Annotated in this window: 19 protein-coding genes; 12 read left to right on the plus strand and 7 right to left on the minus strand. The window is 61.4% G+C overall.

Features of this window, described 5'->3' with window-relative positions; all coding sequences use genetic code 11:
- The first annotated feature begins 11 nt into the window (after positions 1 to 11).
- Positions 12 to 911: a hydroxymethylglutaryl-CoA lyase gene (locus tag G7025_RS20680; RefSeq protein WP_181080953.1), complete on the plus strand. Its 900-nt coding sequence runs from the start codon at positions 12 to 14 to the stop codon at positions 909 to 911.
- Between the two features lie 550 nt (positions 912 to 1,461).
- On the opposite strand, the gene G7025_RS26945 is transcribed toward G7025_RS20680, so the two are convergent.
- Positions 1,462 to 6,561: an NEL-type E3 ubiquitin ligase domain-containing protein gene (locus G7025_RS26945; protein WP_181080954.1), complete on the minus strand. Its 5,100-nt coding sequence runs from the start codon at positions 6,559 to 6,561 to the stop codon at positions 1,462 to 1,464.
- 365 nt (positions 6,562 to 6,926) lie between these two features.
- On the opposite strand from G7025_RS26945, the gene G7025_RS20690 reads away from it, so the two are divergent.
- Positions 6,927 to 7,982 (plus strand): isopenicillin N synthase family oxygenase, encoded by a 1,056-nt coding sequence (locus tag G7025_RS20690; RefSeq protein ID WP_181080955.1) that lies wholly within the window; start codon positions 6,927 to 6,929, stop codon positions 7,980 to 7,982.
- 21 nt (positions 7,983 to 8,003) lie between these two features.
- On the opposite strand, the gene G7025_RS20695 is transcribed toward G7025_RS20690, so the two are convergent.
- Complete coding sequence (locus G7025_RS20695; protein ID WP_181080956.1) at positions 8,004 to 9,635, minus strand: AMP-binding protein; 1,632 nt, start codon at positions 9,633 to 9,635, stop codon at positions 8,004 to 8,006.
- Between the two features lie 150 nt (positions 9,636 to 9,785).
- On the opposite strand from G7025_RS20695, the gene G7025_RS20700 reads away from it, so the two are divergent.
- From G7025_RS20700 to G7025_RS20715, 4 genes are read left to right on the plus strand one after another with little or no spacing between them, the layout of a single operon-like run.
- Positions 9,786 to 10,949, plus strand: a complete 1,164-nt coding sequence (locus tag G7025_RS20700; protein WP_181080957.1) for an isovaleryl-CoA dehydrogenase — start codon at positions 9,786 to 9,788, stop codon at positions 10,947 to 10,949.
- 11 nt (positions 10,950 to 10,960) lie between these two features.
- Positions 10,961 to 12,568 carry a carboxyl transferase domain-containing protein gene (locus G7025_RS20705; protein WP_181080958.1) on the plus strand — a complete coding sequence of 536 codons (1,608 nt, stop codon included), beginning with the start codon at positions 10,961 to 10,963 and terminating at the stop codon, positions 12,566 to 12,568.
- A gap of 14 nt (positions 12,569 to 12,582) precedes the next feature.
- Entirely contained in the window at positions 12,583 to 13,389 is an 807-nt protein-coding gene (locus G7025_RS20710; protein ID WP_181080959.1) for a gamma-carboxygeranoyl-CoA hydratase, read from the plus strand.
- Positions 13,386 to 15,311 carry an acetyl/propionyl/methylcrotonyl-CoA carboxylase subunit alpha gene (locus tag G7025_RS20715; protein ID WP_181080960.1) on the plus strand — a complete coding sequence of 642 codons (1,926 nt, stop codon included), beginning with the start codon at positions 13,386 to 13,388 and terminating at the stop codon, positions 15,309 to 15,311. The genes G7025_RS20710 and G7025_RS20715 overlap by 4 nt, the downstream gene beginning before the upstream one ends.
- On the opposite strand, the gene G7025_RS20720 is transcribed toward G7025_RS20715, so the two are convergent.
- A complete protein-coding gene (locus G7025_RS20720) occupies positions 15,308 to 15,940 on the minus strand; it encodes a LexA family protein (protein ID WP_181080961.1) in 633 nt (210 codons plus the stop codon). The two genes, G7025_RS20715 and G7025_RS20720, sit on opposite strands and share 4 nt — an antisense overlap.
- 131 nt (positions 15,941 to 16,071) lie before the next feature.
- Here G7025_RS20720 and G7025_RS20725 point away from each other — a divergent pair, with 131 nt between their 5' ends.
- Complete coding sequence (locus G7025_RS20725) at positions 16,072 to 16,422, plus strand: DUF6124 family protein (protein ID WP_181080962.1); 351 nt, start codon at positions 16,072 to 16,074, stop codon at positions 16,420 to 16,422.
- A 460-nt stretch (positions 16,423 to 16,882) separates the two neighbouring features.
- Entirely contained in the window at positions 16,883 to 18,034 is a 1,152-nt protein-coding gene (locus tag G7025_RS20730; RefSeq protein WP_181080963.1) for a M14 family metallopeptidase, read from the plus strand.
- 17 nt (positions 18,035 to 18,051) lie between these two features.
- Here the strand turns inward: G7025_RS20730 and G7025_RS20735 are convergent, their stop codons facing one another.
- Together G7025_RS20735 and G7025_RS20740 are read right to left on the minus strand one after the other, a co-directional pair.
- A complete protein-coding gene (locus G7025_RS20735; protein WP_181080964.1) occupies positions 18,052 to 18,591 on the minus strand; it encodes a cytochrome b in 540 nt (179 codons plus the stop codon).
- Entirely contained in the window at positions 18,588 to 19,670 is a 1,083-nt protein-coding gene (locus tag G7025_RS20740; protein ID WP_181080965.1) for a catalase family peroxidase, read from the minus strand. The genes G7025_RS20735 and G7025_RS20740 overlap by 4 nt, the downstream gene beginning before the upstream one ends.
- A gap of 155 nt (positions 19,671 to 19,825) precedes the next feature.
- On the opposite strand from G7025_RS20740, the gene G7025_RS20745 reads away from it, so the two are divergent.
- The 4 genes from G7025_RS20745 (at position 19,826) to G7025_RS20760 (ending at position 23,630) form a co-directional block, all read left to right on the plus strand.
- Positions 19,826 to 20,332 carry a sigma-70 family RNA polymerase sigma factor gene (locus G7025_RS20745; protein ID WP_181080966.1) on the plus strand — a complete coding sequence of 169 codons (507 nt, stop codon included), beginning with the start codon at positions 19,826 to 19,828 and terminating at the stop codon, positions 20,330 to 20,332.
- A complete protein-coding gene (locus G7025_RS20750; protein WP_181080967.1) occupies positions 20,329 to 21,066 on the plus strand; it encodes an anti-sigma factor family protein in 738 nt (245 codons plus the stop codon). Before G7025_RS20745 ends, G7025_RS20750 begins: the two co-directional genes overlap by 4 nt.
- Positions 21,067 to 21,176: 110 nt before the next feature.
- Entirely contained in the window at positions 21,177 to 22,271 is a 1,095-nt protein-coding gene (zapE, locus tag G7025_RS20755) for a cell division protein ZapE (RefSeq protein ID WP_181080968.1), read from the plus strand.
- Between the two features lie 39 nt (positions 22,272 to 22,310).
- A complete protein-coding gene (locus G7025_RS20760) occupies positions 22,311 to 23,630 on the plus strand; it encodes a leucine-rich repeat-containing protein kinase family protein (protein ID WP_181080969.1) in 1,320 nt (439 codons plus the stop codon).
- Positions 23,631 to 23,681: 51 nt separating this feature from the next.
- Here G7025_RS20760 and G7025_RS20765 read toward each other — a convergent pair whose 3' ends face one another.
- Together G7025_RS20765 and G7025_RS20770 are read right to left on the minus strand one after the other, a co-directional pair.
- Positions 23,682 to 24,389: a YebC/PmpR family DNA-binding transcriptional regulator gene (locus tag G7025_RS20765; RefSeq protein ID WP_034098834.1), complete on the minus strand. Its 708-nt coding sequence runs from the start codon at positions 24,387 to 24,389 to the stop codon at positions 23,682 to 23,684.
- Between the two features lie 100 nt (positions 24,390 to 24,489).
- On the minus strand, positions 24,490 to 25,347 hold the full coding sequence (locus G7025_RS20770) for a LysR substrate-binding domain-containing protein (RefSeq protein ID WP_181080970.1): 858 nt from the start codon (positions 25,345 to 25,347) through the stop codon (positions 24,490 to 24,492).
- Between the last annotated feature and the right edge of the window lie 47 nt (positions 25,348 to 25,394).

The following is a 25,394-nucleotide window of genomic DNA, read 5'->3' on the forward strand; positions in this document are numbered from 1 at the left end:
AGGTAACCGCCATGACCCTCCCCTCCCACGTTCGCCTGGTTGAAGTCGGCCCGCGCGACGGTTTGCAGAACGAAGCACAGCCCATCAGCGTCGCGGACAAAGTCCAATTGGTGGACGCTCTCAGCGCCGCCGGTTTGAGTTATATCGAAGTCGGCAGTTTTGTCTCGCCCAAGTGGGTGCCGCAAATGGCCGGTTCGGCCGAGGTGTTCGCGCAGATCCAGCGCAAACCCGGCGTTACCTACGGCGCCCTGGCGCCGAACCTGCGCGGCTTCGAGGATGCGCTGGCTGCCGGGGTCAAGGAGGTGGCGGTGTTCGCAGCCGCGTCCGAGGCGTTTTCCCAGCGCAATATCAACTGCTCCATCAGCGAAAGCCTGGAACGATTCGCGCCGATCATGGCCGCGGCCCAGCAACATGGGGTCAGCGTGCGCGGTTATGTGTCCTGTGTATTGGGTTGCCCGTACGAAGGCGAGATCGCCGCCGAACAAGTAGCGACCGTGGCGCGGGAGTTGTATGCCATGGGCTGTTATGAAGTATCCCTGGGCGACACCATCGGCACCGGCACGGCGGGTGCGACGCGTCGACTGTTTGAAGTGGTCGGTGCGCAGGTGCCGAGGGACAAGCTGGCCGGGCATTTCCACGACACCTATGGCCAGGCCATCGCCAATGTGTACGCCGCCCTGCTGGAGGGCATCCAGGTGTTCGACAGCTCTATCGCCGGCCTGGGCGGTTGCCCGTACGCCAAGGGCGCCAGCGGTAACGTCGCCACCGAAGACGTGCTGTACCTGCTCAATGGCCTGGGCATTCACACCGGGGTCGACTTGGACGCCTTGATCCTCGCAGGCCGGCAGATCAGTCAGGTGCTGGGGCGCCCCAGCGGTTCGCGGGTGGCCAAGGCGCGTAACGCTGTGTGAGTAGCACGCCTGTGACAATGTGTTACCCAAGCCCTACACATCGAGTAACACGGGAACATATTTTGTCGTATTTGCCCCCAGCCATTTCCTACATAAAAATCAAATCCTTGATTTTAAAGGTATTTTAAAAGTTGGCACGGCTTCTGCTATCTCTATGGCATAACAAGAATAAAAAGCGCCAAACCTAATAAAAATAAGACGAAACGACTCTGACATAACAAAAACAACACGGCAGAGACGCAGCTAACAGATTTTTTTGGAGAAGATGTGCTTTGCAGGGTACGGCGTGCCGAAACCCGCAACCGGACGGAGAAAAATAAAACTACCTTCAGGTAGCTGCCCACTGGTTGGATCGTTTACGAAGAAGCAGATCAGCGTTCAAAAAAATACGTTTGCTCTTGACCCCGGATGGGGGTCGCCCAAAACAGCGGTAAAGGGTAACGGTTGCCAAAAACAATAACAGACCGCCCCTCAATAATAAGAAAAGAGCACGCAACGACACGTTAAAGGGGACCTTCGGGTCCCCTTTGTGTTTTTTGCGGTTGATGTTTCAGAGCTGGGTGCCGTGTTGCGCCGCGTGATTATTGAGTATTTTGTGCGTCAGTAACGTTAATCCCAGATGTTCCTGCTGCCTGCGTTCAACGCGTAGCGCATCCATCTGTTTTACATAAAAGTCACTTTGCATCGAGCCATTGACCAGCACCTCGTCGCGGCTCACGCCCAGCGCACTGACCACCCTCTCGACCGCTTGATCCTCTAGAGCCCCCGCTTCCTGCAATCTCGACAACTCATACAAAGCATCGCTCTTTTCTTCTATACGCTGGAGCTCGGGGGCTGTCAGTGCTTCAAATTCAGCGCGGTAGTGGGTACGCAGGTATCTGTCCCAGAATGCTTGTTCAACCAAAAATGTTTCGTAATCACTGCTGACGGCTTCTGCTTTGAGTACGTCATCGAAGGCGGCGTTAATGGCCGCCGGGGTCACATTCGCCGTCCGAGCGAACAGCATCTCCCGCGACTTGACCGGTAGCTCTAGCTTGTCGGCCAACCCGATTCGATACGCCAGAATCACTTCACTCTGTTCTGTAAACGCAGCGCCTCTGGCCATCACATCTCGTTGTGCAATCTCATCGACCAACTTCAATCGAAACAGCTGTTTCGATACGTTCAGCAGTTGATCCTCGAGATACGGCCCATCTGCCAGTTCCGTAGCATTCAACACAAACAGCTCACGCTCCAGGTTCATGAACTCAAGCGTACTGCCATCACCACAGGTGGCCCTGTCATCGGCAATCTCGAACAACTTATTACGGATATTCTCGCTGTCGCTGACGGCCTTGAGCATCGCCCAGACACGCTCTCTCAATTGCGCTCGAGTGGTCGGGTTGCGGTATTCGGCCGATCGCGTGGTATCCGCCACCACGGTCAGCAATGCGCTCGACTCCGGTTCGGCCGCGAGCGAGTCCCAGAGGGTTTCACCGCGTGATCGCTCGGTTTGCTCCAACCCTTGCAACCATAAGTCTCGCCCTTCGCCAGCCGTCACATGTTCCCAGTTTGGCTGAACCACAAGGGCTTGGGGAGCGAGCCTTTGGAGTGTCTCTGCCGATAACGGATTTTCATGCAGATTGATCCGTTCAAGATGCTGGTACGCATACTCGGGCAATGTGCCGATCCGGTTCCCATGCAGATCGATCCTGGCCAGCTGCGTGAGCTGTTCCGCGCCGGCGGGGAAAGTTGTTGTTTCTGTCCCGCCCAGGTAAAGCTGATTGAGATTTCGCATTCCGCTCAGATTGGCGGTCCATCCCAAGCGGCGGTTGTCGGACAGCTTGAGGATTTTCAAACTGTGCATCCGCTCCAGACGTGCGTTCGCCTGGTCAGTCAGCCGAATATCATTTGCACTCAAGTCCAGCTTGGTCAGCCCAATGCCGTCATTGGCAAATTCCGGCAATCGGGTCAGAGCGTTCCCATTGAGTTTCAACCAGCGCAATCCGCCAAAAGACCTCAAGAACTCCATTGAATCGTCGGTCAAGCCCATACGGCTCAAACGCAGACTGCCCACGTGATCCATATTGGCGGTGATCATTGGAAGTTGCCCGATGGGCTCGTCAGCCAAATCAAGGCTGTAGCCAATGGGTGTTCCATCCGCGGCATAGGCCTGGGCTGAGGTCCGCCGCCAGGCGGCTTTGATCGAATGGGCAACCCTGCGTCTGGCCTGGCTAAAGCCTGAACCCGGCTCAGTACTCCATTCGGTCAGCCCCGTTTCAAGCTGATCGAATTCACGCCCAAGTGCGGTCAATCTTTGCAGGACGTCAGCATCGCTGCTCTGCTCAAGGCCTAAAAAAGCTTCCACCTCTCCAAGTGCTTTGGAGGGATAGACTTTCGCTGCGGCAAGCCTGCACGCGAAGGGACGTTGGGCAGTTCCCGCAACGGGGCTCAATGGATAACCGAAACGCCCATCGGCAAGGCGCATTGGTGATTTGTAGCCGGGTTTGATCGGCTGCACACCCAACGCGCGCCGGGCCGCTGTTTGGTTCAATGGCTGACGTACAAGCTCGGCTTTGAGATCTTCAGTGCCTACCTTGAGCGTCTCCCAGTCCGTGAATCGCTCCCCGGCAGCGATCCAGAGCGCGCTGTAGAAAGCACCTGGGTCTGCCCGTGAGTACAGGGTTTTACCCGACGCATCGAAGACACTCCACTGCTTCATGTCCGTGCTCACCAGTTGAACGTGTTGGGGGGCTTCTGCGCTGCCTACGCGGTCGAGCAAGGGTCCCGTCGGGCTGTCGGCGCGCAGCTCGATGCTGACGCCTTCCAGTTTGCCGGGGATGGCTGCCAGCGTGTGCAACGCCAGCTGCGCACTGTCCATCGTCAGTTGAGTGTCAAAGTGAATAGCGGCGTTGGCCCGCAGGACGCGCACGCGTGGCAGATAAGCGCGGGCCTCTTGCGCCAGGCGCAATGGCAGGCGGGAATGTCGTGCCATTTGTTCCAGCTCACCAGCGTTGGCGTGGGCCAGGAGTTCTTCGATGACCAGTTTGGGCAAGCCGGGAAAGGTACGCTGGACCAACTGCACATTGCTGTCATCGGACCGGTTTGCAGAGGCGATGTCGCGCTCAATGATTTCACTGCGGTGTTCAGTTGCCAATCGCAGCAGACGCCGCTGGTAATTCGCGGACCTCTGGGCCTCAGACGGCACTTCGAGCGCCCGCCTCTTGAGCGAGCGTTGCAAGTGTTCCGGCAATTCGACCTCGGTCCTGCCAATTGGAAGATCAAGCGTGACGGTGTCGCGTGGAATACCCTCGTCCAGCAATTGACGCGCTTCGGCCAGGTCCATGTTTGCCAACAGCGTCGGCAATATCCGCCCGGCTCGAACGTCCGCTTCGTCCAGTCGAATCAAAGGCTTTTGCGCGTCTGTATCAGCCGATCGCCATACGACGTTGTCCGCCCCATCCACGACTGCGACCGCCTTGCTACTGGGCCACACTCCCTCGCGCATAATCAAATCCAGCTGCTGATAGCCGTCTATGCGCGTCAGTGCGTCAGGCTCCGTACTGCGCAGATGATCGAGCAATACCTGATGCCTGGCATTGGCCTCGAAGTGTCTCAAGCCCTCCCTGAACAGCGGCGCGGGTAATTGCTGATCGATATAGAGGCTACGCAGCGCTTGATCCGTGACCCCGCTCATGACCCTGAGATGCTCCAAGTCGGTATCGCTCAGGGCATCGACACTGTGCCCGATACGGCGTAACAATGTTTTGCGATCCCAGGTGAGGGGCTGTTCGAACTCATGCACCCAGGCACCGCCACCGTTATGTCGAATGCGCGGTGAATAGCGCGAAACGTTGTCTGGATGGATAAGCCGGGCATCGCTATCGGGATCGGAGATTTTGTAATGCCCGCCGTCCACGGGCAGATAGCTTTCACCTTCATGAGCGTACAACCCCCTGGCATCGGGCTTGAGCTCGACAGGCAGGGTGATCGAGTGCTTGAAAGAGCCCAGCCCGGAATCGAGCAGACGAACCTTGGCGCCCGCCAATTCGACGCGCACCAGGCGTTTGACGAACGCCGACTCCTTCGCGACCAGAAGGGCCTTGGGAATCGCCAGCCCCGCCACACCCAGCAAGACGGTGGAGAAATGCCCCCAGGCTTCTTGTACGTGCCCGTCGGACCACGCCTCGATGCCTTCGAACAGTTCATAGGACAGTTGCAGGGCGCCCACCACCAGCATGACTTCGCCAAGAACCGGCACCACCATCCCGGCCAGGTTCAGAATGTCCAGCAGCCTGTTCCCCCACAATGAGAGCCTGGCGCTGTCGACACGGTTGTCCAGGTCTTGAGTCGAAACGGCGGCGACGCTGCAGTTGGCCATGATCACGCGGATCTTCTGTAACGCGCTGTCCATCCAGACATCCCTGAATGACGGACCGTAACCGTAGTCGGCAGGACTCTGAATTCTGCTCTTGGCAGCAGGGTCGAAATCCTGGGAATGGGTGAACACGCCCGTAGGATCAAGCAATGTCTTGAGCTGGGTAAAAAACTCATCGTGCGCGGAAAGTGGCACGAACTGGCTGAAGAACGCCCGGTATTCGGCGCTGCACAACCGTGTGGTCAGGTCATCGGCAAACCAGTCGAGGCTGGGGTACGCCTTCAGTACGGAGTGCGGATCACCCGGGATGTAGACCAAGCATCGGCGAGGCAGAATCGACGCATTCCTTAAATGGGCGGCCACCGCTACGGGCCCGATGACCAGGATATTTTCCAGTATGCAGTCGCATAACGAAAACCTGGAAAACCGGATATTCTCGCCGTCCAGCTGCCGGCCGCTCTGGTTGATCAGGATGTCCTTTATCAAGGCATATCCATCAGGCTGGATGTCCTGTTTCATCAACGCGATCTGCGCGGCCAGCTCCAATTGGTTGCGATGCGCGGTGATCATCGCGCTGTAAAGCTTGCCGGAGGCTGCACCGGGGATTGTCGAGGTGATCTGGGCATTGAGCGTGGCACGGACATGCTCGTAGTACTGCGCGCCCAGGTCCAGTTTCCTGCACATGCGGGCAAACTCATGGGCCTTGATTCCCACAGGCAGGGACTTAACGTCGCCGGGATTGGGCAATGCCTGCGATGAACGCCGATGAAAGTTGTAGTGAGTAATCAGGTGACAGTCCCGGCAGACGGGAACCTTGGTTTCATCGTCGCTGAAGTTGCTCAACGCCGCTTCCAGCAGGCTCACCCCTTGATAAAAGTAGAACTGCGGCGCCAGTGTCGACTCGGCGCTGCGGGAAACCTCGCCGGGCAGGCGCTCACATTCCTTTTGTTCCATCTTGCGTGCATAAAAAACCCGCCTGACATCCAATCGAAGGCCGAAGGTCTTTTCGATCGCCTCGACCAGCAAGGGTTGCGCAAAGTCAGCGGCACTGTTTAACCCGATCAGCAGTTGATCCAACTGATTCAACGAGCGCCGGCTACGGCTGTGAATCGCCTTGAGCGCCTCCCTGGCTTGATCCGGCGCGCGTTTGAACCAACCCGGAATATTCAACGGCTGGAGAGCCAGTTGTGTTTTGTGGTCCGCCAGCGACTCGGTGTACCAGTCAGGCGTGTTGTCTCTGACGGTGTGAAGGTGAACCTCTTGTTCGTTCTGGCCTGAAGCGGTAGCTGTCACGTGGGTAGCCCTGGTTAGCGAAATAGGTTCGCTACCCTAGGCTGCGGCCTGGATACGCAGGCGGCACGCGAATATCACCCTGGGTATGGCGTAATGTGTCAGCCGCGACCCAGCGCCTCCAAGGTCATCTCACCGATGCCCTGCGTCTCCTGCTTGCACACCTTTCCACTCGTCCGATTGCGGCAAATGGGCGGGTTTTCGTCTCTTTTCACCGCTCGGAACCCTGTTGTATAACCTTCTCTCCCCTATCGGGAAACGACGTACATGATTCAACCCGTCCTGCGGGCTGAAAGGTTCCGTTGAGAGCAGTTCTGCCGTCCAGCGTCTGAATGCACGTCCTTTTAATGGAGTAAAAGGAGCTGCCGATGACTACGCTACACACATTCCACCTGCCTGAATCCATCAGCGCTACCCCTGAGGACATCGCCCTGGGCAAGGCAATGATCGAGGTCTGGCGTCGTGACGGTATTTTCCAAGTGGCCGCCACCCCCGCACAAAATCGCGCCATGCTGCAGGCCATGAAGGCCAGCCAGGGTTTTTTCAGACTGCAGTCCAGGAACAAGGCCCGTCGAATCAGCGACCTGACGTACAGCGGTTACATCGCGTCCGGCGAAGAGGTCACGGCGGGCCAGGCGGATTACTCGGAAATATTCACCGTCTGCAAGGATCTGCCCTTGGACGACGTCCGGGTGAAGAACGGCTGGCCTTGCCATGGGCCCGTGCCCTGGCCGAACAAAAACTACCGCCTGCGCATGCACACCTTTATGGAGGCGCTGGGCGACATTGGCGAGCGGTTGCTGACACTGGTCGCCCTGGGCCTGGAGCTTGAAGATCGCCATACGTTCACTGACCTGACCCGCGATGGCTGGCATCACCTGCGCGTGCTGCGTTTCCCTGCGGGCTCGTCTTCGACTGCCCGAGGTATCGGCGCGCATACCGACTATGGGTTGCTGGTGATTGCCGCGCAGGATGACGTGGGCGGGCTTTATATCCGCCCGCCGGTCGCCGGGGAAAAACGCAACAGGAACTGGCTGGAAAAAGAAAGCTCGGCAGGCAGGTTCGAAGACCAAGACCCTTGGACGTTTGTCCAGCCCATGCCCAGGGTCTTCACGGTGTTTCCAGGCGATCTCCTGCAGTTCATGACCGACGGCTATCTGTTGTCGACCCCACACAAGGTCAAGCTCAACACCCGCGAACGCTTCGCCCTGGCGTATTTCCATGAACCCAACTTCGAAGCGATCGCCCGGCCGGTGTGGGGCCAGACGCGCGGGTCATTCATTCACTACGGCGAACACTTCACTCGGATGTTCATGCGCTGCTACCCGGAACGGATCACCACCCGGCGCATCCTCAGGGAGAACCGGCTCGCTCACCTTGAGCTGATGAAGCGCCACGCCGACTCGGCCCCCGTCACGACGTGATCGGGGGCGAGCCGACGCACCTCAGGACTGGCGCAGCTCGTCGATGCTGATCTCGCGCATGCGAAACTTCTGGATCTTGCCGGTGACCGTCATCGGAAACTCATCGACAAACTTGAAATGCCGGGGCGTTTTGAAGTGCGCGATGCGGCCTTTGCACCAGGCTTGCAACGTCAGCGCGTCGGCCACATGGCCTGGGTGAAGCTTGACCCAGGCAACAATTTCTTCACCGTAATGCGCATCGGGAATGCCGACTACCTGCACGTCGGCCACCGCCGGGTGGGTGAAGAAAAACTCCTCCAGCTCGCGCGGGTACACGTTCTCGCCACCGCGAATGATCATGTCCTTGTTGCGCCCGGCGATGCACACGTAGCCCTGCTCGTCCATGGTCGCCAGGTCGCCGGTGTGCATCCAGCCGGCCTCGTCGATGGCCTCGCGGGTGCCTTCGGGGTTGTTCCAGTAGCCGAGCATCACGCTGTAGCCGCGGGTACACAGTTCGCCGATTTCACCGCGCGCCACGGTGTTGCCGTCGGCGTCGACGATCTTGTTTTCCAGTTGCGGCTGGGTGCGGCCGACGGTGGTAACACGGCGCTCAAGGTCGTCATTCGGCCCGGTCTGCAAAGACACCGGGCTGGTTTCGGTCATGCCGTAAGCGATCTGCACTTCGCCCATGTGCAATTCGGCGATAACCCGGCGCATCACCTCGATGGGGCACGTGGCCCCGGCCATGATGCCGGTGCGCAGGCTGGACAGCTCGAACTCGCCCCGCCGTGGGTGATCGAGCATCGCAATAAACATGGTGGGCACGCCGTACAGGCCGGTGGCGCGTTCTTCGGCGACGGCGGTGAGGGTCAGCAGGGGGTCGAAAGCGTCGTTCGGGTAAATCATGGCCGTGCCATGGGTGATACAGCCTAGGTTGCCCATCACCATGCCGAAACAATGATAAAGCGGCACCGGGATCACCAGCCGATCCCGGGCGGTCAGGCCGAGGCTTTCACCGACCATATAGCCGTTGTTGAGAATGTTGTGATGACTGAGAGTGGCGCCTTTGGGAAAACCGGTCGTGCCGGAGGTGTACTGAATATTGACGGCTTGATCGAAATGCAGGGTGGCCTGGCGCTGGTGCAGATGTTCGGGCGGCACGCCTGTGCCGAGGTCGGCCAGTGTCGACCAGGGCGTAAAGCCTGCCGGCGGGTTGGGGTCGAGGCTGATGATGCCGCGCAGGTCGGGCTTCAATTCCTGGAGCATCGCGTGATAATCGGAACCCTTGAATGCACCGGCGCACACCAGCCATTGGCAACCGGACTGCTTGAGTACGTAGTCCAACTCACTGCTGCGGTATGCCGGGTTGATATTGACCAGGATCACCCCGAGCTTGGCGCTGGCGATCTGGCTGATCAGCCATTCGGCGCAGTTCGGCGCCCAGATGCCCAGGCGGTCGCCGGTCTGCAGGCCAAGGGCGAGGAAAGCCCGCGCATGCAGGTCCACGGTGTCGGCCAGTTGTCGCCAGGTATAACGCCGTGACTGATGGCGCACCACCAGCGCTTCACCATCAGGGTAGCGCGCTACTGTCTGATCGAAGGCCTGGCCGATGGTCATGGCCAGTAAGGTCTTGTCCTGGGAGCCACGGCTGTAGCTCTGAAGTGGTTGATCCATAACGACCCCTGTTATCTTTTTTGTAGGTTGACGTAAACGTAAACTACGATTGACAGCGCCTTAACGCAAGCTTACGTTAACGTAAAGGTGAGCGCCCTCCTCCTGGCGCCCGACCCACAACAACAACGCTCACATTTAAGGTGCCTGTCCATGAGTTACCCGTCCCTGAACTTCGCCCTCGGCGAAACCATTGACATGCTGCGCGACCAGGTGCAGTCCTTCGTGGCCAAGGAGATCGCACCCCGCGCAGCGCAAATCGACAGCGACAACCTGTTCCCCGCCGACCTGTGGCGCAAATTCGGAGACATGGGCCTGCTGGGCATCACCGTGCCGGAAGAGTACGGCGGCGCCGGCTTGGGTTACCTGGCGCATGTGGTGGCCATGGAAGAAATCAGCCGTGGCTCGGCGTCGGTGGCGTTGTCCTACGGCGCCCACTCCAATCTCTGCGTGAACCAGATCAACCGCAACGGCAACCATGAGCAGAAGCTCAAATACCTGCCGCGGTTGATCAGCGGCGAACACGTCGGCGCCCTGGCCATGAGCGAGCCGAACGCCGGCTCCGACGTGGTCTCGATGAAGCTGCGCGCCGACAGACGCGGCGACCATTACGTGCTCAACGGCAGCAAGACCTGGATCACCAACGGCCCCGACGCCAGCACCTACGTGATCTACGCCAAGACCGACCTGGAAAAAGGCCCTCACGGCATCACCGCGTTCATTGTCGAGCGCGATTGGAAGGGTTTCAGCCGCAGTAACAAGTTCGACAAATTGGGCATGCGCGGCTCCAACACCTGCGAGCTGTTTTTCGATGACGTCGAAGTACCCGAAGACAACATCCTCGGCGTGCTCAACGGCGGCGTGAAAGTGCTGATGAGCGGCCTGGACTATGAACGCGTGGTGCTCTCCGGCGGCCCCACCGGGATCATGCAGGCGTGCATGGACCTGATCGTGCCGTACATCCACGACCGCAAGCAGTTCGGCCAGAGCATCGGCGAATTCCAGCTGATCCAGGGCAAGGTCGCCGACATGTACACCCAGCTCAACGCCAGCCGCGCCTACCTGTATGCCGTGGCCCAGGCCTGCGAACGCGGCGAGACCACGCGCAAGGACGCCGCCGGGGTGATCCTCTACAGCGCCGAACGCGCCACGCAAATGGCCCTGGACGCGATCCAGATTCTCGGCGGCAACGGCTACATCAACGAGTTCCCCGCCGGTCGCCTGTTGCGCGACGCCAAGCTGTACGAAATCGGCGCCGGCACCAGTGAGATCCGGCGGATGCTGATCGGTCGCGAACTGTTCAACGAAACTCGCTGAGGGCACGCGCCATGGCCACCTTGCACACCCAGCTCAACCCGCGCTCGGCGGAGTTCGCCAGCAACAGCGCGGCGATGCGCCAACAGGTCGACGCCCTGCATTCCCTGCTTGCTCAGGTCCAGCAAGGCGGCGGCGCCAAGGCTCAGGAGCGGCATACCTCACGGGGCAAACTGTTACCGCGTGAACGCATCAATCGCCTGCTCGACCCCGGCTCGCCGTTTCTGGAACTCAGCCAACTCGCCGCCTATCAGGTTTACGGCGAAGACGTGCCCGCCGCCGGGGTGATCGCCGGGATCGGGCGCGTGGAAGGCGTGGAGTGCATGATCGTGGCCAACGACGCCACGGTCAAAGGCGGCTCCTACTACCCGCTGACCGTGAAAAAACACCTGCGCGCCCAGACCATCGCCGAGCAGAATCGCCTGCCGTGCATCTACTTGGTGGACTCCGGCGGCGCCAACCTGCCGCGTCAGGACGAGGTGTTTCCCGACCGCGAGCACTTTGGGCGGATCTTTTTCAACCAGGCCAATATGAGCGCCCAAGGCATCCCGCAGATCGCCGTGGTAATGGGCTCATGCACCGCCGGCGGCGCCTACGTGCCGGCCATGGCCGACGAAGCCATCATGGTGCGCCAACAGGCCACGATCTTTCTGGCCGGCCCGCCGTTGGTAAAGGCCGCCACCGGGGAAGTGGTCAGTGCCGAAGACCTCGGCGGCGCTGATGTGCACTGCAGGATCTCCGGCGTGGCCGACCACTATGCCGACAGCGATGAACACGCCCTGGCCTTGGCGCGACGCAGCGTGGCCAACCTGAATTGGCGCAAACAGGGCCAGTTGCTGCAACGCACACCGGTGGCGCCGTTGTATAGCGCCGAGGAGCTATACGGCGTGATTCCGGCCGACGCCAAGCAGCCGTTCGATGTGCGTGAAGTGATTGCGCGCCTGGTCGACGGCTCGGTGTTCGATGAGTTCAAGGCGCTGTTCGGCACCACGCTGGTGTGCGGTTTCGCCCACCTGCACGGCTACCCGATTGCGATCCTGGCCAACAACGGCATTCTGTTTGCCGAAGCCGCGCAAAAAGGCGCGCACTTTATCGAACTGGCTTGTCAGCGTGGGATTCCGCTGCTGTTTCTGCAGAACATCACCGGTTTTATGGTCGGCCAGAAATATGAGGCCGGCGGCATTGCCAAGCACGGCGCCAAACTGGTTACGGCAGTGGCGTGCGCCAAGGTGCCGAAATTCACCGTGATCCTCGGCGGCAGCTTTGGCGCCGGTAACTACGGGATGTGCGGCCGCGCCTATGACCCGCGCTTTTTGTGGATGTGGCCGAATGCACGCATCGGCGTGATGGGCGCCGAACAGGCAGCCGGGGTACTGGTGCAGGTCAAGCGCGAGCAGGCCGAACGCGCGGGCGCCGGGTTCAGTGCCGAGGAAGAAGCGGCGATCAAGCAGCCGATCCTCGACCAGTACGAAACCCAGGGGCACCCCTACTATTCCAGCGCACGCCTGTGGGATGACGGCGTCATCGACCCGTTGCAGACCCGCGACGTACTGGCCATGGCCCTGTCCGCGGCCCTGAACGCCCCCATCGAGCCGAGCCGCTTCGGCGTGTTCCGCATGTAAATGGAGCTGCACCCATGAGCGATTTCAATACCCTCGAACTGATCACCGACCGCCGTGGCTTTGCCACGCTGTGGCTCAGTCGTGAAGCCAAGAACAACGCATTTAACGCCGAGATGATCCGCGAATTGATCATCGCCCTCGACCAGGTGCAGGGCGACGGCTCCCTGCGGTTTCTGCTGCTGCGCGGACGCGGCAAGCACTTCAGCGCCGGGGCCGACCTGGCCTGGATGCAGCAATCGGCCGAGCTGGATTACCACACCAATCTCGACGACGCCCGCGAACTGGCGGAACTGATGTACAACTTGGCCAAGCTGAAAATCCCCACCCTGGCAGTGGTGCAAGGTGCAGCCTACGGCGGCGCCCTGGGCCTGATCAGTTGTTGCGACATGGCTATCGGCGCCGACGATGCGCAGTTCTGCCTGTCGGAAGTGCGCATCGGCCTGGCGCCGGCGGTGATCAGCCCCTTCGTGGTGCAGGCCATCGGCGAACGCGCGGCGCGGCGCTATGCCTTGACCGCCGAGCGCTTTGGCGGCCAGCGCGCGCGTGAAATCGGCCTGCTGGCGGAAAGCTACCCGGCGGACGAGCTGGACATTCACGTCGAACATTGGATAGCCAATCTGCTGCACAACAGCCCGGCCGCGATGCGCGCCAGCAAGGACCTGTTGCGCGAAGTCGGCCATGGCGCCCTCACCCCGGCATTGCGCCGCTACTGCGAAAACGCCATCGCCCGCATCCGCGTCAGCGCCGAGGGGCAGGAAGGCTTGCGCGCCTTTCTGCAGAAGCGTCCACCGAGCTGGCAGGCGCAGGAGCCGCGTTCATGAGCACATTGACCCGCGTATTGGTCGCCAACCGTGGTGAGATCGCCTGTCGCGTGATGCGCACCGCCAAGGCCATGGGCCTGACCACCGTGGCGGTGCACAGCGCCATCGACCGTAACGCGCGACACTGCCGCGAAGCGGATATGTGCGTCGACCTGGGCGGCAGCAAGGCCAGCGAAAGCTACCTGCAGATCGACAAACTGATCGCCGCCGCCCACGCCAGCGGCGCCCAAGCCATTCATCCGGGCTATGGATTTCTCTCGGAAAATACCGGTTTCGCCCGTGCCATCGAAGCCGCCGGGTTGATCTTTCTCGGCCCGCCCGCCTCGGCCATCGACGCCATGGGGAGCAAATCGGCGGCCAAGCAATTGATGGAAACCGCCGGCGTGCCCCTGGTGCCGGGCTACCACGGCGAGGCCCAGGACCTGGAAACCTTCCGCGACGCCTGCGCCCGCATCGGTTACCCGGTGCTGCTCAAGGCCACGGCCGGCGGCGGCGGCAAGGGCATGAAGGTGGTCGAGGATGTCAGCCAGTTGGCCGACGCCCTGGCTTCCGCCCAGCGCGAGGCGTTGTCGTCATTTGGCAACGGGCAGATGCTGGTGGAGAAATACCTGCTCAAGCCCCGCCATGTGGAAATCCAGGTTTTCGCCGACCAGCATGGGCACTGCCTGTATCTGAATGAACGCGATTGCTCGATCCAGCGCCGCCATCAGAAAGTCGTGGAAGAAGCCCCGGCCCCTGGTTTGAGTGCTGAACAACGCCGCGCGATGGGTGAGGCCGCCGTGCGGGCGGCCCAGGCAATCGGCTATGTCGGCGCCGGCACCGTGGAGTTCCTGCTTGACGCGCGCGGTGAGTTCTTCTTTATGGAGATGAATACGCGGCTGCAGGTGGAACACCCGGTCACCGAGGCGATCACCGGCCTGGACCTGGTGGCATGGCAGATTCGTGTGGCGCAGGGTCAAGCGTTGCCGATTACCCAGGCGCAGGTGCCCTTGATCGGCCATGCCATTGAAGTGCGCCTGTATGCCGAGGACCCGGCCAATGATTTTATGCCCGCCACCGGCCACCTGACGCTTTATCGCGAATCCGCCCCCGGCCCTGGGCGCCGCGTGGACAGCGGCGTGGCCCAGGGTGACAGCGTCTCGCCATTCTACGACCCGATGCTGGGCAAGCTGATCGCCTGGGGCGAAGACCGTGAGCAGGCGCGGCTGCGGTTGCTGAGCATGCTCGACGAATTCGCCGTGGGCGGGCTGAAGACCAACCTGGGTTTCCTGCGGCGCATTATCGCGCATCCGGCGTTCGCCGCCGCGGAACTCGATACCGGGTTTATCCCGCGCTATCAGGAACAACTGCTGCCGCAGGCCGGTGCGTTGAGTGACGCGTTCTGGCAGGTCGCGGGTGAAGCATTCATGCAGAGCCTGCCCGCCGGCAACGGTCCGTGGGCGGACATCCGTGGCTTTAGAGCGGGATTGCCCGCCGAGGTGTCACTGCACTTGAGCTGCAACGGGCAGGATCGACTGGTGACCCTGGCGCCGGACCCCGCGCAACTGCACGGTGAGCAGTTGATCATCGACCGCGACGGCGTGCGTTGCAGCCAATTGGCGGTGCGCCACGCAGACGTGGTGTTTGTACGCTGGGACGGCGAAATGCATGGGGTCAGCCTGTTCGATCCGATTGCCGCCGTGGGGGCCAACCAATCGCATCAGGGTGGCCTCGTCGCGCCCATGAACGGCAGCATTGTGCGGGTGCTGGTGGACGTCGGCCAGACGGTCGAGGCCGGCACTCTGATGGTGGTGCTTGAAGCAATGAAGATGGAACACAGCATTCGTGCGCCCCAGGCCGGGGTAGTCAAGGCGCTCTTCTGCCAGGAAGGCGAAATGGTTGCCGAAGGATGCGTGCTGGTGGACCTCGAACCGGCCGGCTAGAACCTTGCCATGGCCAGCACCACGACGCCGAGGATACGCCACCCCTCGGTGAACAGTTGTTTCGGATAGGTGGGGTTGAGCGGTACCAGGTAAAGCTGACCGCTCTCCTCCAGCAATTGGCGGAAAGTGGCGTGGGGGCTATCGGGCCATTGTGCGACCACCAATTTGCCGGGTTGGGCGCTGATGGCCGGGTCCACCAGGATCATCATCCCTGCGCCAATGCTCAGGCCGCTGGGTGCGGTCATCGCGTCGCCCATGACCGGTAACCAGAAAGCGTCGCCCCTGGCGTGGTAGTCAGCGGCTTCATAGCGCGCACCGCCGTAGGCCGGGCGTTCCTCGCGAACTTCACACAGGCTGTTCCAGTCGTTGACCGGGTAGCGGTAATACGCGGGCCGGGGCGTCGGCGAGGCGGTTTCGGCCTGCCGTTCGCGCACCTCCTGCACCACTTCCAGATCACCCAGGCCCAACGCCTCGAGCACCCGGTTCATATCCGCCAGGCTCGGCACGCGACGCTTGTTGAGCCAATGGCCGACACCGCCCTGGGACATGCCCAGGCGCTCAGCCAATTCACCCTGGGTGACCTTGCGGTCTTTCATGTTGGCTTTGACCAACCCGATCCATTTATCCATGGGCCAGACAATACGGCAGGCAGTTTTCATGGCAATAAACAGTTTGTAGTAATCCATAAAACGACATAAATACGATACGTACTATTATCAGGCAGACGGTTTTCGACACCCCACCCAGAGTACTGCCCCTCATGACGACAAGCCCTTACCTGCTGCCTGAAACTCCCGAAAACGTTGATCTGCACGACCTGTGCAACAGCGGTGCCGCCCAGCGTGCGTTGGATTTTTACTTGAAAGAAGACATGTCCGCGCCCGTCGCGAACGAGGCCTTGTTCGCTATCAAGCCCGGTATCAGCCAGGAGGAAGCCCTGGTCCATGCGTCGGACCTGCTGCGCAGCGCAGCGGCCACCGCTTATGAGTCCGCCAGCAGCCATCAAGGCAATCATCGTGACCTGGCGTTTTCAGTGGTGTATTTAATCGATATGGCGAAGGCGATGGTGGAGCGGTCGATGCAGGCGCGGGAAGCACAGGCGGAGATCTGAAGGCGCCACGCCAGAATATTTCTATCGCGCAGATAAAAACATTTGACTTGCAAATGATAATGATTATTATTGGGCCTAGCTGATCGCGAGATCAGTCGATAGACCAAGAGACCTTAGGTCGGACTCTTGGAATATCTCCTCATCAGGCTAATCACGGTTTTTGACCCGGCTCTTTGGCCGGGTCTTTTTTTTGCCAGTGTTACTGGCATGGCTTCAGGCTAATGAAGACTGTGTTGCGTAATGGCACGCATGGTAGCAAAAGACTATCGCTGAAAGAAAGCCGCCCGCAGACCGAAGCCCTCGATCTTTGGGAAATAGCGCTTGAGAATCAATCTCATAGACTCTAAGCTGCCGCGGCGTCATGGATGACGCCCCCGCCCCGCAACAATTTTGCAGCCTGGCTTTGCCGGACTCCTGTGTAATATAGCCGCCACAACAATCATACTCAGGCAATCAGACTATGACCGTGGCCTTGACCTCCATCAAGATCAGTACCGACTTCGACAGCGGCAATATCCAGGTGCTGGATGCCAGCGACGCCTACCAGTTGCTCCTGGCCATCAAGCCCGATACCCGCAGCCAGCATTTCCAGTGGTTCCACTTCAAGGCCGAAGGCATGCACGTGGGCCATACCCACACCTATCGCCTGAGCAACGCGGGGCGCTCGTCCTACCCTCATGCGTGGAGCGGTTACCAAGCCGTCGCGTCCTATGACCACGTCAACTGGTTTCGCGTACCGACACGCTTTGACGGGGAAATCCTACACATCAGTCTGGAAACTCGCGAAAAACACGCCTGGTTCGCCTACTTTGAACCCTACTCACGCGAGCGCCACGCCTGGCTGATCGAGCACGCGCTGGAACACCCCCACACGCAGTTGCTGGCGACCGGCAAAAGTGCCGAGGGCCGTGATATTCAATTGCTGCGCCGCGGCAAAGGTGGCTCAGGTCGGCGCAACGTATGGATCATTGCTCAGCAGCATCCTGGCGAACACATGGCCGAGTGGTTCATGGAAGGCGTCATCGAACGCCTGCAGCAGGATGGCGATGCCGAGATGAAAAAGCTGCTGGCCGTGGCCGATCTTTACCTGGTGCCCAACATGAACCCGGATGGTGCCTTCCATGGTCACCTGCGCACCAACGCCCTGGGCCAGGACCTCAACCGCGCGTGGCAGAGCGCCAGCCAGGAGACCAGCCCGGAAGTGCTGTTCGTGCAACAGCAAATGGCGAAATATGGCGTAGACCTGTTCCTGGATATTCACGGTGATGAAGAAATCCCCTACGTGTTCGCCGCCGCCTGCGAAGGCAACCCCGGCTATACGGCGCGCCTTGAAGCGCTGGAAAAGCACTTTCGCACCCACCTGAGCGGGTTGACCCGTGACTTCCAGACGACCCACGGCTACACCCGCGACCTGCCGGGCGAGGCCAACATGACATTGGCCTGCAACGCGGTCGGCCAACAATACGATTGCCTGTCGCTGACCCTGGAAATGCCATTCAAGGACAACGACGACGCGCCCAACCCGCATACCGGTTGGTCCGGCAAACGCTCGATGCAACTGGGCAAGGATGTGTTGAGCAGCATCGCCGATATCGTCGGCCTATTGCGCTGACGCGACGAACCCCGGCCTCAGTGCCTGGTGCCGGTCATGCTTTGCAGCACGCAGTCCCGGCGAATCAGCCCGTGAAACAACGCCGCGGCCAGGTGCACCAACACCGTCAGGAACAGCAGGTATGCCAGGTAGCCATGGGCCTTGCGCAGTATGGCGAACAACGGCGCATCCGCCCCCACCAGCGCCGGCAACCGCACCGAACTGCTGAGCATCACCGGGTCGCCCGCCGCCGAAATCATCGCCCAGCCCAGCAGCGGCAGCACCAGCATCAAGCCATACAACATCAGGTGCGACGCCTTCGCCGCCAGCACTTGCCACAACGGTAAATCGCTGGGCAACGGCGGCTGTTGCGTAGAAAAGCGCACCACCAGCCTGACGATAACGAGTGCCAGGATCGCGATGCCCAGCGGTTTGTGCAGGTCGATCAACCAGGCATGCCGCTGCGACACCGAGGCCGCCAGGCCTGCGCCGATAAACAGCATGGCGATAACCAACAACGCCATCAGCCAATGCAGCAGACGGGCCAGGGGAGCGAAGAACTGGGGAGAGGCGTTCATGGTTTCGACTCCTGTGGAGCACTGTGCAAGGGGCTGACTTCGCTGGCGCGGCGCAGGTACGAACTGGCGTATGCGGCCGAACGGGCGGCCAGCAGAGGATCATGGGAGGCTTCGATGCCGCTGGGCAGGATCAGCGGATCGAAGTTGATGTCCCGGCAATCACCGTCGGCTTGCGGTTGGCTGCTGTCCAGCACCAGGGCACCGGCGTTCAGCACCTTATGGTCGCCGGTCCAGGGTTTGCTCGCATCGTCCAGTGGGTCGCCAGGATTGGCCAGGGTCATGTTCAACTGCCAGCGCAACGGTCCGGCGGCCAGACGCTGTACCAGGTCCTTCTCGAGAAAGTCCGCGCCGTCGGCTGGCGCAGCGCCCGTCGCGTCCTGGCTCTGAGGCACCACCGTCCAGCGTACGGCGTGGCGCTCGCCATCGGCGCTCACCAGGTAAAAAGCGTTGATGCCGTTGTAGGTCTCAGTCGCGTAGCTGGCCGACGGTTTGGCGGTCTTGACCCACCCCAGGAACGGCGCGGCCTCCGGATGGGCGGCGAAAAACGCGGGCATGCTCGCCGGGTTCGGCTTACCGGTGGCCGGATCCGGCGCGCCAGCCTTGAGCAATTGGTAAAACGCCTCGGGGGTGCCCACCGGGAACACCGGCATGCTGTTCATGCCGGTACGCCATTGCTGGCCGTTGGCCTGGCTGAACTGCACGGCAAAGCTGCGGATCGGTACGCTGCTGTCCGGGGCGTAGGGGTTACCGCTGGGCAAGGCGAAGCGGCCGACCACCGGGGTTTTCGCCTCGTTGAACACTTGTGCACGGGAGTAGGCACGAGCCTCGGGGCTGCTCTCGAAGTACCCGGCTACGCACACGCCCTTGGCGTGGTTGCGTCGAAAGCCTGGGTGCACGCCGTTATTGCTTTCCAGGGCATTGACCAGGGTTTTAGGCCGCAGTCGCTGTGGGTCCAGGCTGCCGTTGACGTAGGCAAACGCCGCGGCCACACCGGCAACCACAACGCCGATTGCAGTCAGGCGGGCCAACAGGCTCGCAGTGCTCAAGGCAGGACGGGGGGGTGGTGAGTGATCTACCATGACACAACTCCAAGACAATAAACCAGAAGGTCGGAGCATTGAGACGAACGCTGCGGTGGTCTATTCCCGGGCCCCGAGTTTATTTTTCACCGCCGGGAATAATCTCCGATCCCCGACGTCTCTCATGTCCCAGCGTAGTGGCCAGACAGATTCCCATGCACGAACTCGACGAACCGTTACGTGAACTCCTTCCCCGGCTACGGCGCTTCGCCGTCTCCCTCACGCGTAATACCAGCAGCGCAGACGACCTGGTCCAGGCTACGCTGGAGCGTGCGATCACCCGCTGGGCCCACAAGCGCCCGGAAGGCGACCTGCGCGCGTGGCTGTTCTCGATCCTCTATCGCCAGTTCCTGGACGCCCACCGCCGTACTCGACGCTATGCGCGCATGCTCGACTTCATCACCGGGCGCGAAGACGTGCAGCCCTCGGTCGAACGCACCGTGATCGCTCAGTCGACCCTGCAAGCCTTCGATCAATTGAATACCGAGCAACGCGCGCTGCTGCTGTGGGTGTCCGTCGAAGGCTTGAGCTACAAAGAAGTCGCCGAGATTCTCGACGTGCCCCTCGGCACCGTGATGTCGCGGTTGTCACGGGCGCGCCAGGCCCTGCGTCAACTCAGTGATGGCGAAATTGCCAGCCCTTCCCTGCGGATACTCAAATGATCAGCCTGCCCCCCAACGAACACGACCTGCATGCCTATGTCGATCATCAGCTCTCGCACAGTGACCGGCAGGTCCTGGAGACGTGGCTGGCGGCGCACCCGGAGGTGGCGGCCCAAGTGCAGGCCTGGCAACAGGACGCGCACACATTGCGTGCGGCCCTGGGCGGCGCGCTGCAACAGCCGGCCAACCCGCAGTTGGACCCGGCGCTGATCCGCCAGCGCATCAAGCGTCAGTCACGCCGCCACCTGGCCACGGCGGCGCTGTTGTTGATAGCGGTCAGCCTCGGCGGCCTGGGCGGCTGGCATGCCCGCGAGGCCACGCAACCGCCCCTGCAACCCATGGCCGATGCCATGCAAGCGTTTCGCCTGTTCGCTCAGGACGGCATCCTGCCCGCCGACTACAGCGCTCAGGACAGCGGCACCATGCAAGCCTGGCTCGACCGCTACTTCCACCAGGCCCATCGCCTGCCGGACTTGAGCCAGTCAGGTTTCCAGCCGGTCAGCGGGCGCCTGCTCACCACCGACCAAGGCGCTGCCGCCATGGTGCTGTACCAGGACGCGCAAGGCAGGCGCATCAGTTTCTACATCCGCCCGCCGGGGCCGGGCAATGGCTTCCTGCCCCGGGGCAGCCGCACCGCCGATGGCCTGCAGGCGCAATACTGGTCCGGGGGCGGCTATAACTACGCGGTGGTCAGCCCGGCGGATCACCCGGTGGCGCCGCTGCAGACCTTCTAGCCGCACGCGCGCCATGCGTTTTCGAGATGGCCGATTCGCGCCTTCGCTATTGGTCAAAGTGGCGCGCGCGTCCTAAAGTAAGCGACCTTCGCCCCACAGAGTGACCCGTATTGGCCGTGCCGACTTTGATCCGTCGCCTGCTTGGTAAACATCGCTCGCCACGCAACGACGCTTGCATCGCGCAATTCTTTGCGCAAAAAGCCCAGCAACAGGGCTACACCCTCAGCGCCGGGCAAACCCGCGCGATTGCCGCCATGGCCCGCGAAACCGCACACCTGCTCGCCGGCCACGCCACTCGCAGCCTGTACCTGCACGGGCCGGTGGGGCGCGGTAAAAGCTGGCTGCTGGACGGCTTTTTCCAGGCCTTGCCGTTGGCTGAAAAGCAGCGAGTGCATTTCCACGATTTTTTCGCACGCCTGCACCAGGGCATGTTCCAGCACCGCGAACAGCACGATGCACTGGGCGCGACGCTGGATAATCTGTTGGCAAACTGCCGGGTGTTGTGCTTCGACGAGTTTCACGTCCACGACATCGGCGACGCCATGCTGATCAGCCGGTTGTTCAAGGCCCTGTTCAAGCGCGGCATGCTGGTGCTGGTTACCTCCAACTACCCGCCCGAAGGATTGTTGCCCAATCCGCTGTACCACCAGCGCTTCAAGCCGGTGATCGACCTGATCGCCGCGCGCATGGACGTGCTCGAGGTCAGCTCGCCCCAGGACTTTCGCAGCCTGCCCCAGGCCCACGCCACACAACGCTTTACTGCCGGCCGCTACGTGTGGCCAGGCACGGCGGCGCAACGTGCCGCCCTCGACCTGCCGGTAACCCAAGGCCCGGCGCAGCACCTGCAGGTGGGTAACCGGCAACTGCTGTGTCGCCACCACCAGGCGCGCACAATTGCCTTCACCTTCGCCGATCTCTGCGAGGAACTGACGGCGGTGATGGACTACCTCTTGCTGTGCGAAGCTTTCGATCACTGGATCATCGACGGACTGCCCCGCCTGGCGCAGTGCCCGATTGCCGTGCAGCAGCGTTTTATCAACCTGGTGGACGTGCTCTACGACCGCGACAAGCACCTGATCCTGATCGGCGACGAGCCGCTGGCCGACTGCCTCGCAGGCCAGGCTATCGATCTGGCGCGCACCGCCAGCCGCCTGAGTCAATTGCAACAGACCGACCCGCAACCCCTGCCCGACCCGGTATCATGAGCGCCCTTTACGTCCCCTAGCCGAGTGACCGCGCCGTTCATGCATACCCTCGCCCAACTCAAGGCCGGCCAACTGGCCGGTATCACGCGCCTGGACTTGTCCTGCGGGCTCACCGAGTTCCCTCGGGAAATCTTCGAACTGGCCGACACCCTGGAAATCCTCAACCTCAGCGGTAACGCCCTGAGCCGTTTGCCGGATGACCTGCACCGCCTGTCGCACCTGCGCGTGTTGTTCTGCTCGGACAACGCCTTTACCGAACTGCCGACCTGCCTGGGCCAATGCGCAAAGCTGAGCATGATCGGCTTCAAGGCCAACCGTATCAGCCAGGTGCCCGCCGCCGCGCTGCCGACGCTGTTGCGCTGGCTGATCCTCACCGACAACAGCATCCGCCAGCTGCCCGACGAGTTGGGCGAGCGGCCTTTGCTGCAAAAGCTGATGCTGGCCGGCAATCAACTGGAACAACTGCCGCGCAGCCTGGCTCAGTGCCACAACCTGGAGCTGATCCGCATCGCCTCCAATCGCCTCAGTCATCTCCCGGACTGGCTGCTGTCACTGCCAAGCCTGACTTGGCTGGCCTATGCCGGTAACCCGGTGGAAATGGCGGTGGCCGTCACGGACGATGACGCCACAGCGGATATTGCCTGGGGCGAACTGGCACTGGCCGACGTCCTCGGCGAAGGTGCATCCGGTGTGATCCACAAAGCCGTGTGGACACCCCAGGCCCTGCCGGTGGCGGTCAAGCTCTACAAAGGCACGATCACCAGCGACGGTTCGCCGCTGCACGAGATGCAGGCATGCATCGCCGCCGGCCTGCACCCCAACCTGATCAACGTACAAGGTCGCGTGGTCGGCCACCCCGATGACCAGGCTGCATTGGTGATGGTCCTGATCGAGCCGAGCTACCGTAACCTGGCGGCCCTGCCCAGCCTGGCGTCCTGCACTCGTGACATCTATGCGCCCGACACCCGTTTCAGCGTCGATGTCGCACTGCGCATAGCCCGTGGCATCGCTTCGGTGGCGGCGCATTTGCACCGTCACGGCATCACCCATGGCGACCTGTACGCCCACAATATTCTGTGGAACGCGGCGGGCGATTGTTTGCTGGGGGATTTTGGCGCAGCGTCATTCCATGCCGTGGCGGACACCGTGGAAAACCGGGCATTGCAGCGCATCGAAGTGCGGGCCTTCGGCGTGCTGTTGGGGGAATTGCTGGAGCGGATCGAGGGGCAACCCGTGGAGGCGGCACTGGTGGCGGCACTGGTGGCGTTGCAAGCGCGCTGCTGCCAGCCGGATGTACTGGCGCGGCCAGGTTTTGAAGAGATCGAGGAGCAGCTTCACTCCCTCTGCAGCTGTGATTAATTAAGGCAATGTCAGAGGGGGCTCGCCCCCTCCACCTTGCTCAGCCGTTTATCAGCCCGCCAGGCCGACGAACATGTCCTGCACGTCGTCATGGTTGTCCAGGCCTTCAAGGAAGGCTTCGACTTCGGCCATCTGCTCGTCGGTCAGACCGCTTACCGGGTTCTTAGAGATATAGCCCAGCTTGGCCGACAGCACGGTGAAGCCTTGCTCCGGCAGGGCTTTCTGCACCGCGTCGAGGTCGGTGGTTTCGGTGATGAACAGGGTGGTGCCCTCTTCTTCGCCGTCTTCGAAATCCTGCGCGCCGGCTTCGATGGCGGCCATTTCAGGGTCGGCGTCCGGGCTGTCCGGCGAGGCCTCGATCAGACCGACGTGGTTGAAGTCCCAGGCCACGGAACCGGAAGCGCCGAGTTGGCCCTTGCGAAATGCCACGCGGATTTCCGCCACGGTGCGGTTGATGTTATCGGTCACGCATTCGACGATCAGCGGCACCTGATGCGGCGCGAACCCTTCGTAGGTCACGCGGTGGTACTGCACGGTTTCGCCGAGCAGACCGGCGCCTTTCTTGATGGCGCGGTCCAGGGTTTCCTTGGGCATCGAGGCCTTTTTCGCCTGTTCCACCACCAGACGCAGGTGGGCGTTGGTCGCGGTATCGGCACCGTTGCGCGCGGCGATGGTGATTTCCTTCACCAGTTTGCCGAAGATCTTGCCCTTGGCATTGGCTGCCGCTTCTTTATGTTTGACTTTCCACTGTGCGCCCATGACTCGCTCTCTTCTCGTCCATCGCGCCGAAACGTCTACTGGCCGGCGCTTTGGGGGCAGAGTTTATAGCGCAGGGACGCATCGTTCCACCAAAAAACCGTCACGGCGCCAGCTCGAAAAACGCCTGGATCAGCCGCAGCGAACGGCGTCGCTCCATGCAGCCGAGGCTGTGCCGGTTCGATAAACCGACGCCGCGGATCGGCACCGCCCGCACCCGCGGGTCCGGGCTGGTCTCCAGTGACGACACCACCCCGACGCCCAATTGCGCGGCGACGGCTTCGGTCACCGCTTCACGGCTATCGAGCTCCAGCAGCACCTTGGGCTGCACATCGGCGGCTTGGCAGGCAGCATCAAAGGTACGACGGGTGATCGAACCGGGCTCGCGCAGCACCATGATCACCTCGTTCAGTTGCTCCAGGCCAATGCCTTCGGACAATCCCGCCCAAGGGTGCCCGGCCGGTACCAAGGCGCAGATGTGCGATTCGCCCAAGAGCTGTAAGTGCACACCATGGCGGGGTTCAACCTCGGTCAGCACCGCCACATCGGCATGCTCGGCCAACAGCGCGGCGAGGGTCTCCTGGGCATTGCCCAGGCGCAGATTGACAGTGATGCCAGGATACCGCTCGCGCAGACTGGCGATCATCGGCATGACCAGATGCGGGCCGTCCGCCGCGACTTCCAGGCGCCCGCTGAGTAATTGGCGATTGGCTTCCAGCAGCGCCTGCGCCTCATCCACCAGGCCGAAGATAGCGCGGGTGATCGCCGCCAGCCGCGCGCCCTCCTCGGTCAACTCAACCCGCCGCGCCGTTCGACGTAACAGCGGGATCTGGTAGTGCTCCTCCAAGGCTTTGATATGCCCGGTCACCGCCGGCTGGCTGATAAACAGCCGCGCCGCCGCCCGGGTAAAGCTGCCCTCGCGGGCCACGGCATCGAATGCACGCAATTGGAACAGGTTCATGCTTATCGGCCTCGCTGATAGCTCGCATAACAACAAACAATTTGATT

The organism is Pseudomonas lurida, assembly GCF_013522705.1.
GTDB lineage: Bacteria > Pseudomonadota > Gammaproteobacteria > Pseudomonadales > Pseudomonadaceae > Aquipseudomonas > Aquipseudomonas quebecensis.

Excerpts from the sequence above, each read along its gene's own strand:
- G7025_RS20680 (WP_181080953.1), top strand. The coding sequence starts at position 12 with ATGACCCTCCCCTCCCACGTTCGCCTGGTTGAAGTCGGCCCGCGCGAC.
- G7025_RS20760 (WP_181080969.1), top strand. The coding sequence starts at position 22,311 with ATGCATACCCTCGCCCAACTCAAGGCCGGCCAACTGGCCGGTATCACG.
- G7025_RS20720 (WP_181080961.1), bottom strand. The coding sequence starts at position 15,940 with ATGGATAAATGGATCGGGTTGGTCAAAGCCAACATGAAAGACCGCAAG.
- G7025_RS20710 (WP_181080959.1), top strand. The coding sequence starts at position 12,583 with ATGAGCGATTTCAATACCCTCGAACTGATCACCGACCGCCGTGGCTTT.
- G7025_RS20740 (WP_181080965.1), bottom strand. The coding sequence starts at position 19,670 with ATGGTAGATCACTCACCACCCCCCCGTCCTGCCTTGAGCACTGCGAGC.
- G7025_RS20735 (WP_181080964.1), bottom strand. The coding sequence starts at position 18,591 with ATGAACGCCTCTCCCCAGTTCTTCGCTCCCCTGGCCCGTCTGCTGCAT.
- G7025_RS20770 (WP_181080970.1), bottom strand. The coding sequence starts at position 25,347 with ATGAACCTGTTCCAATTGCGTGCATTCGATGCCGTGGCCCGCGAGGGC.
- G7025_RS20745 (WP_181080966.1), top strand. The coding sequence starts at position 19,826 with ATGCACGAACTCGACGAACCGTTACGTGAACTCCTTCCCCGGCTACGG.
- G7025_RS20695 (WP_181080956.1), bottom strand. The coding sequence starts at position 9,635 with ATGGATCAACCACTTCAGAGCTACAGCCGTGGCTCCCAGGACAAGACC.
- G7025_RS20700 (WP_181080957.1), top strand. The coding sequence starts at position 9,786 with ATGAGTTACCCGTCCCTGAACTTCGCCCTCGGCGAAACCATTGACATG.
- G7025_RS20750 (WP_181080967.1), top strand. The coding sequence starts at position 20,329 with ATGATCAGCCTGCCCCCCAACGAACACGACCTGCATGCCTATGTCGAT.
- G7025_RS20715 (WP_181080960.1), top strand. The coding sequence starts at position 13,386 with ATGAGCACATTGACCCGCGTATTGGTCGCCAACCGTGGTGAGATCGCC.
- G7025_RS20725 (WP_181080962.1), top strand. The coding sequence starts at position 16,072 with ATGACGACAAGCCCTTACCTGCTGCCTGAAACTCCCGAAAACGTTGAT.
- G7025_RS20690 (WP_181080955.1), top strand. The coding sequence starts at position 6,927 with ATGACTACGCTACACACATTCCACCTGCCTGAATCCATCAGCGCTACC.
- G7025_RS20765 (WP_034098834.1), bottom strand. The coding sequence starts at position 24,389 with ATGGGCGCACAGTGGAAAGTCAAACATAAAGAAGCGGCAGCCAATGCC.
- G7025_RS20705 (WP_181080958.1), top strand. The coding sequence starts at position 10,961 with ATGGCCACCTTGCACACCCAGCTCAACCCGCGCTCGGCGGAGTTCGCC.
- G7025_RS20730 (WP_181080963.1), top strand. The coding sequence starts at position 16,883 with ATGACCGTGGCCTTGACCTCCATCAAGATCAGTACCGACTTCGACAGC.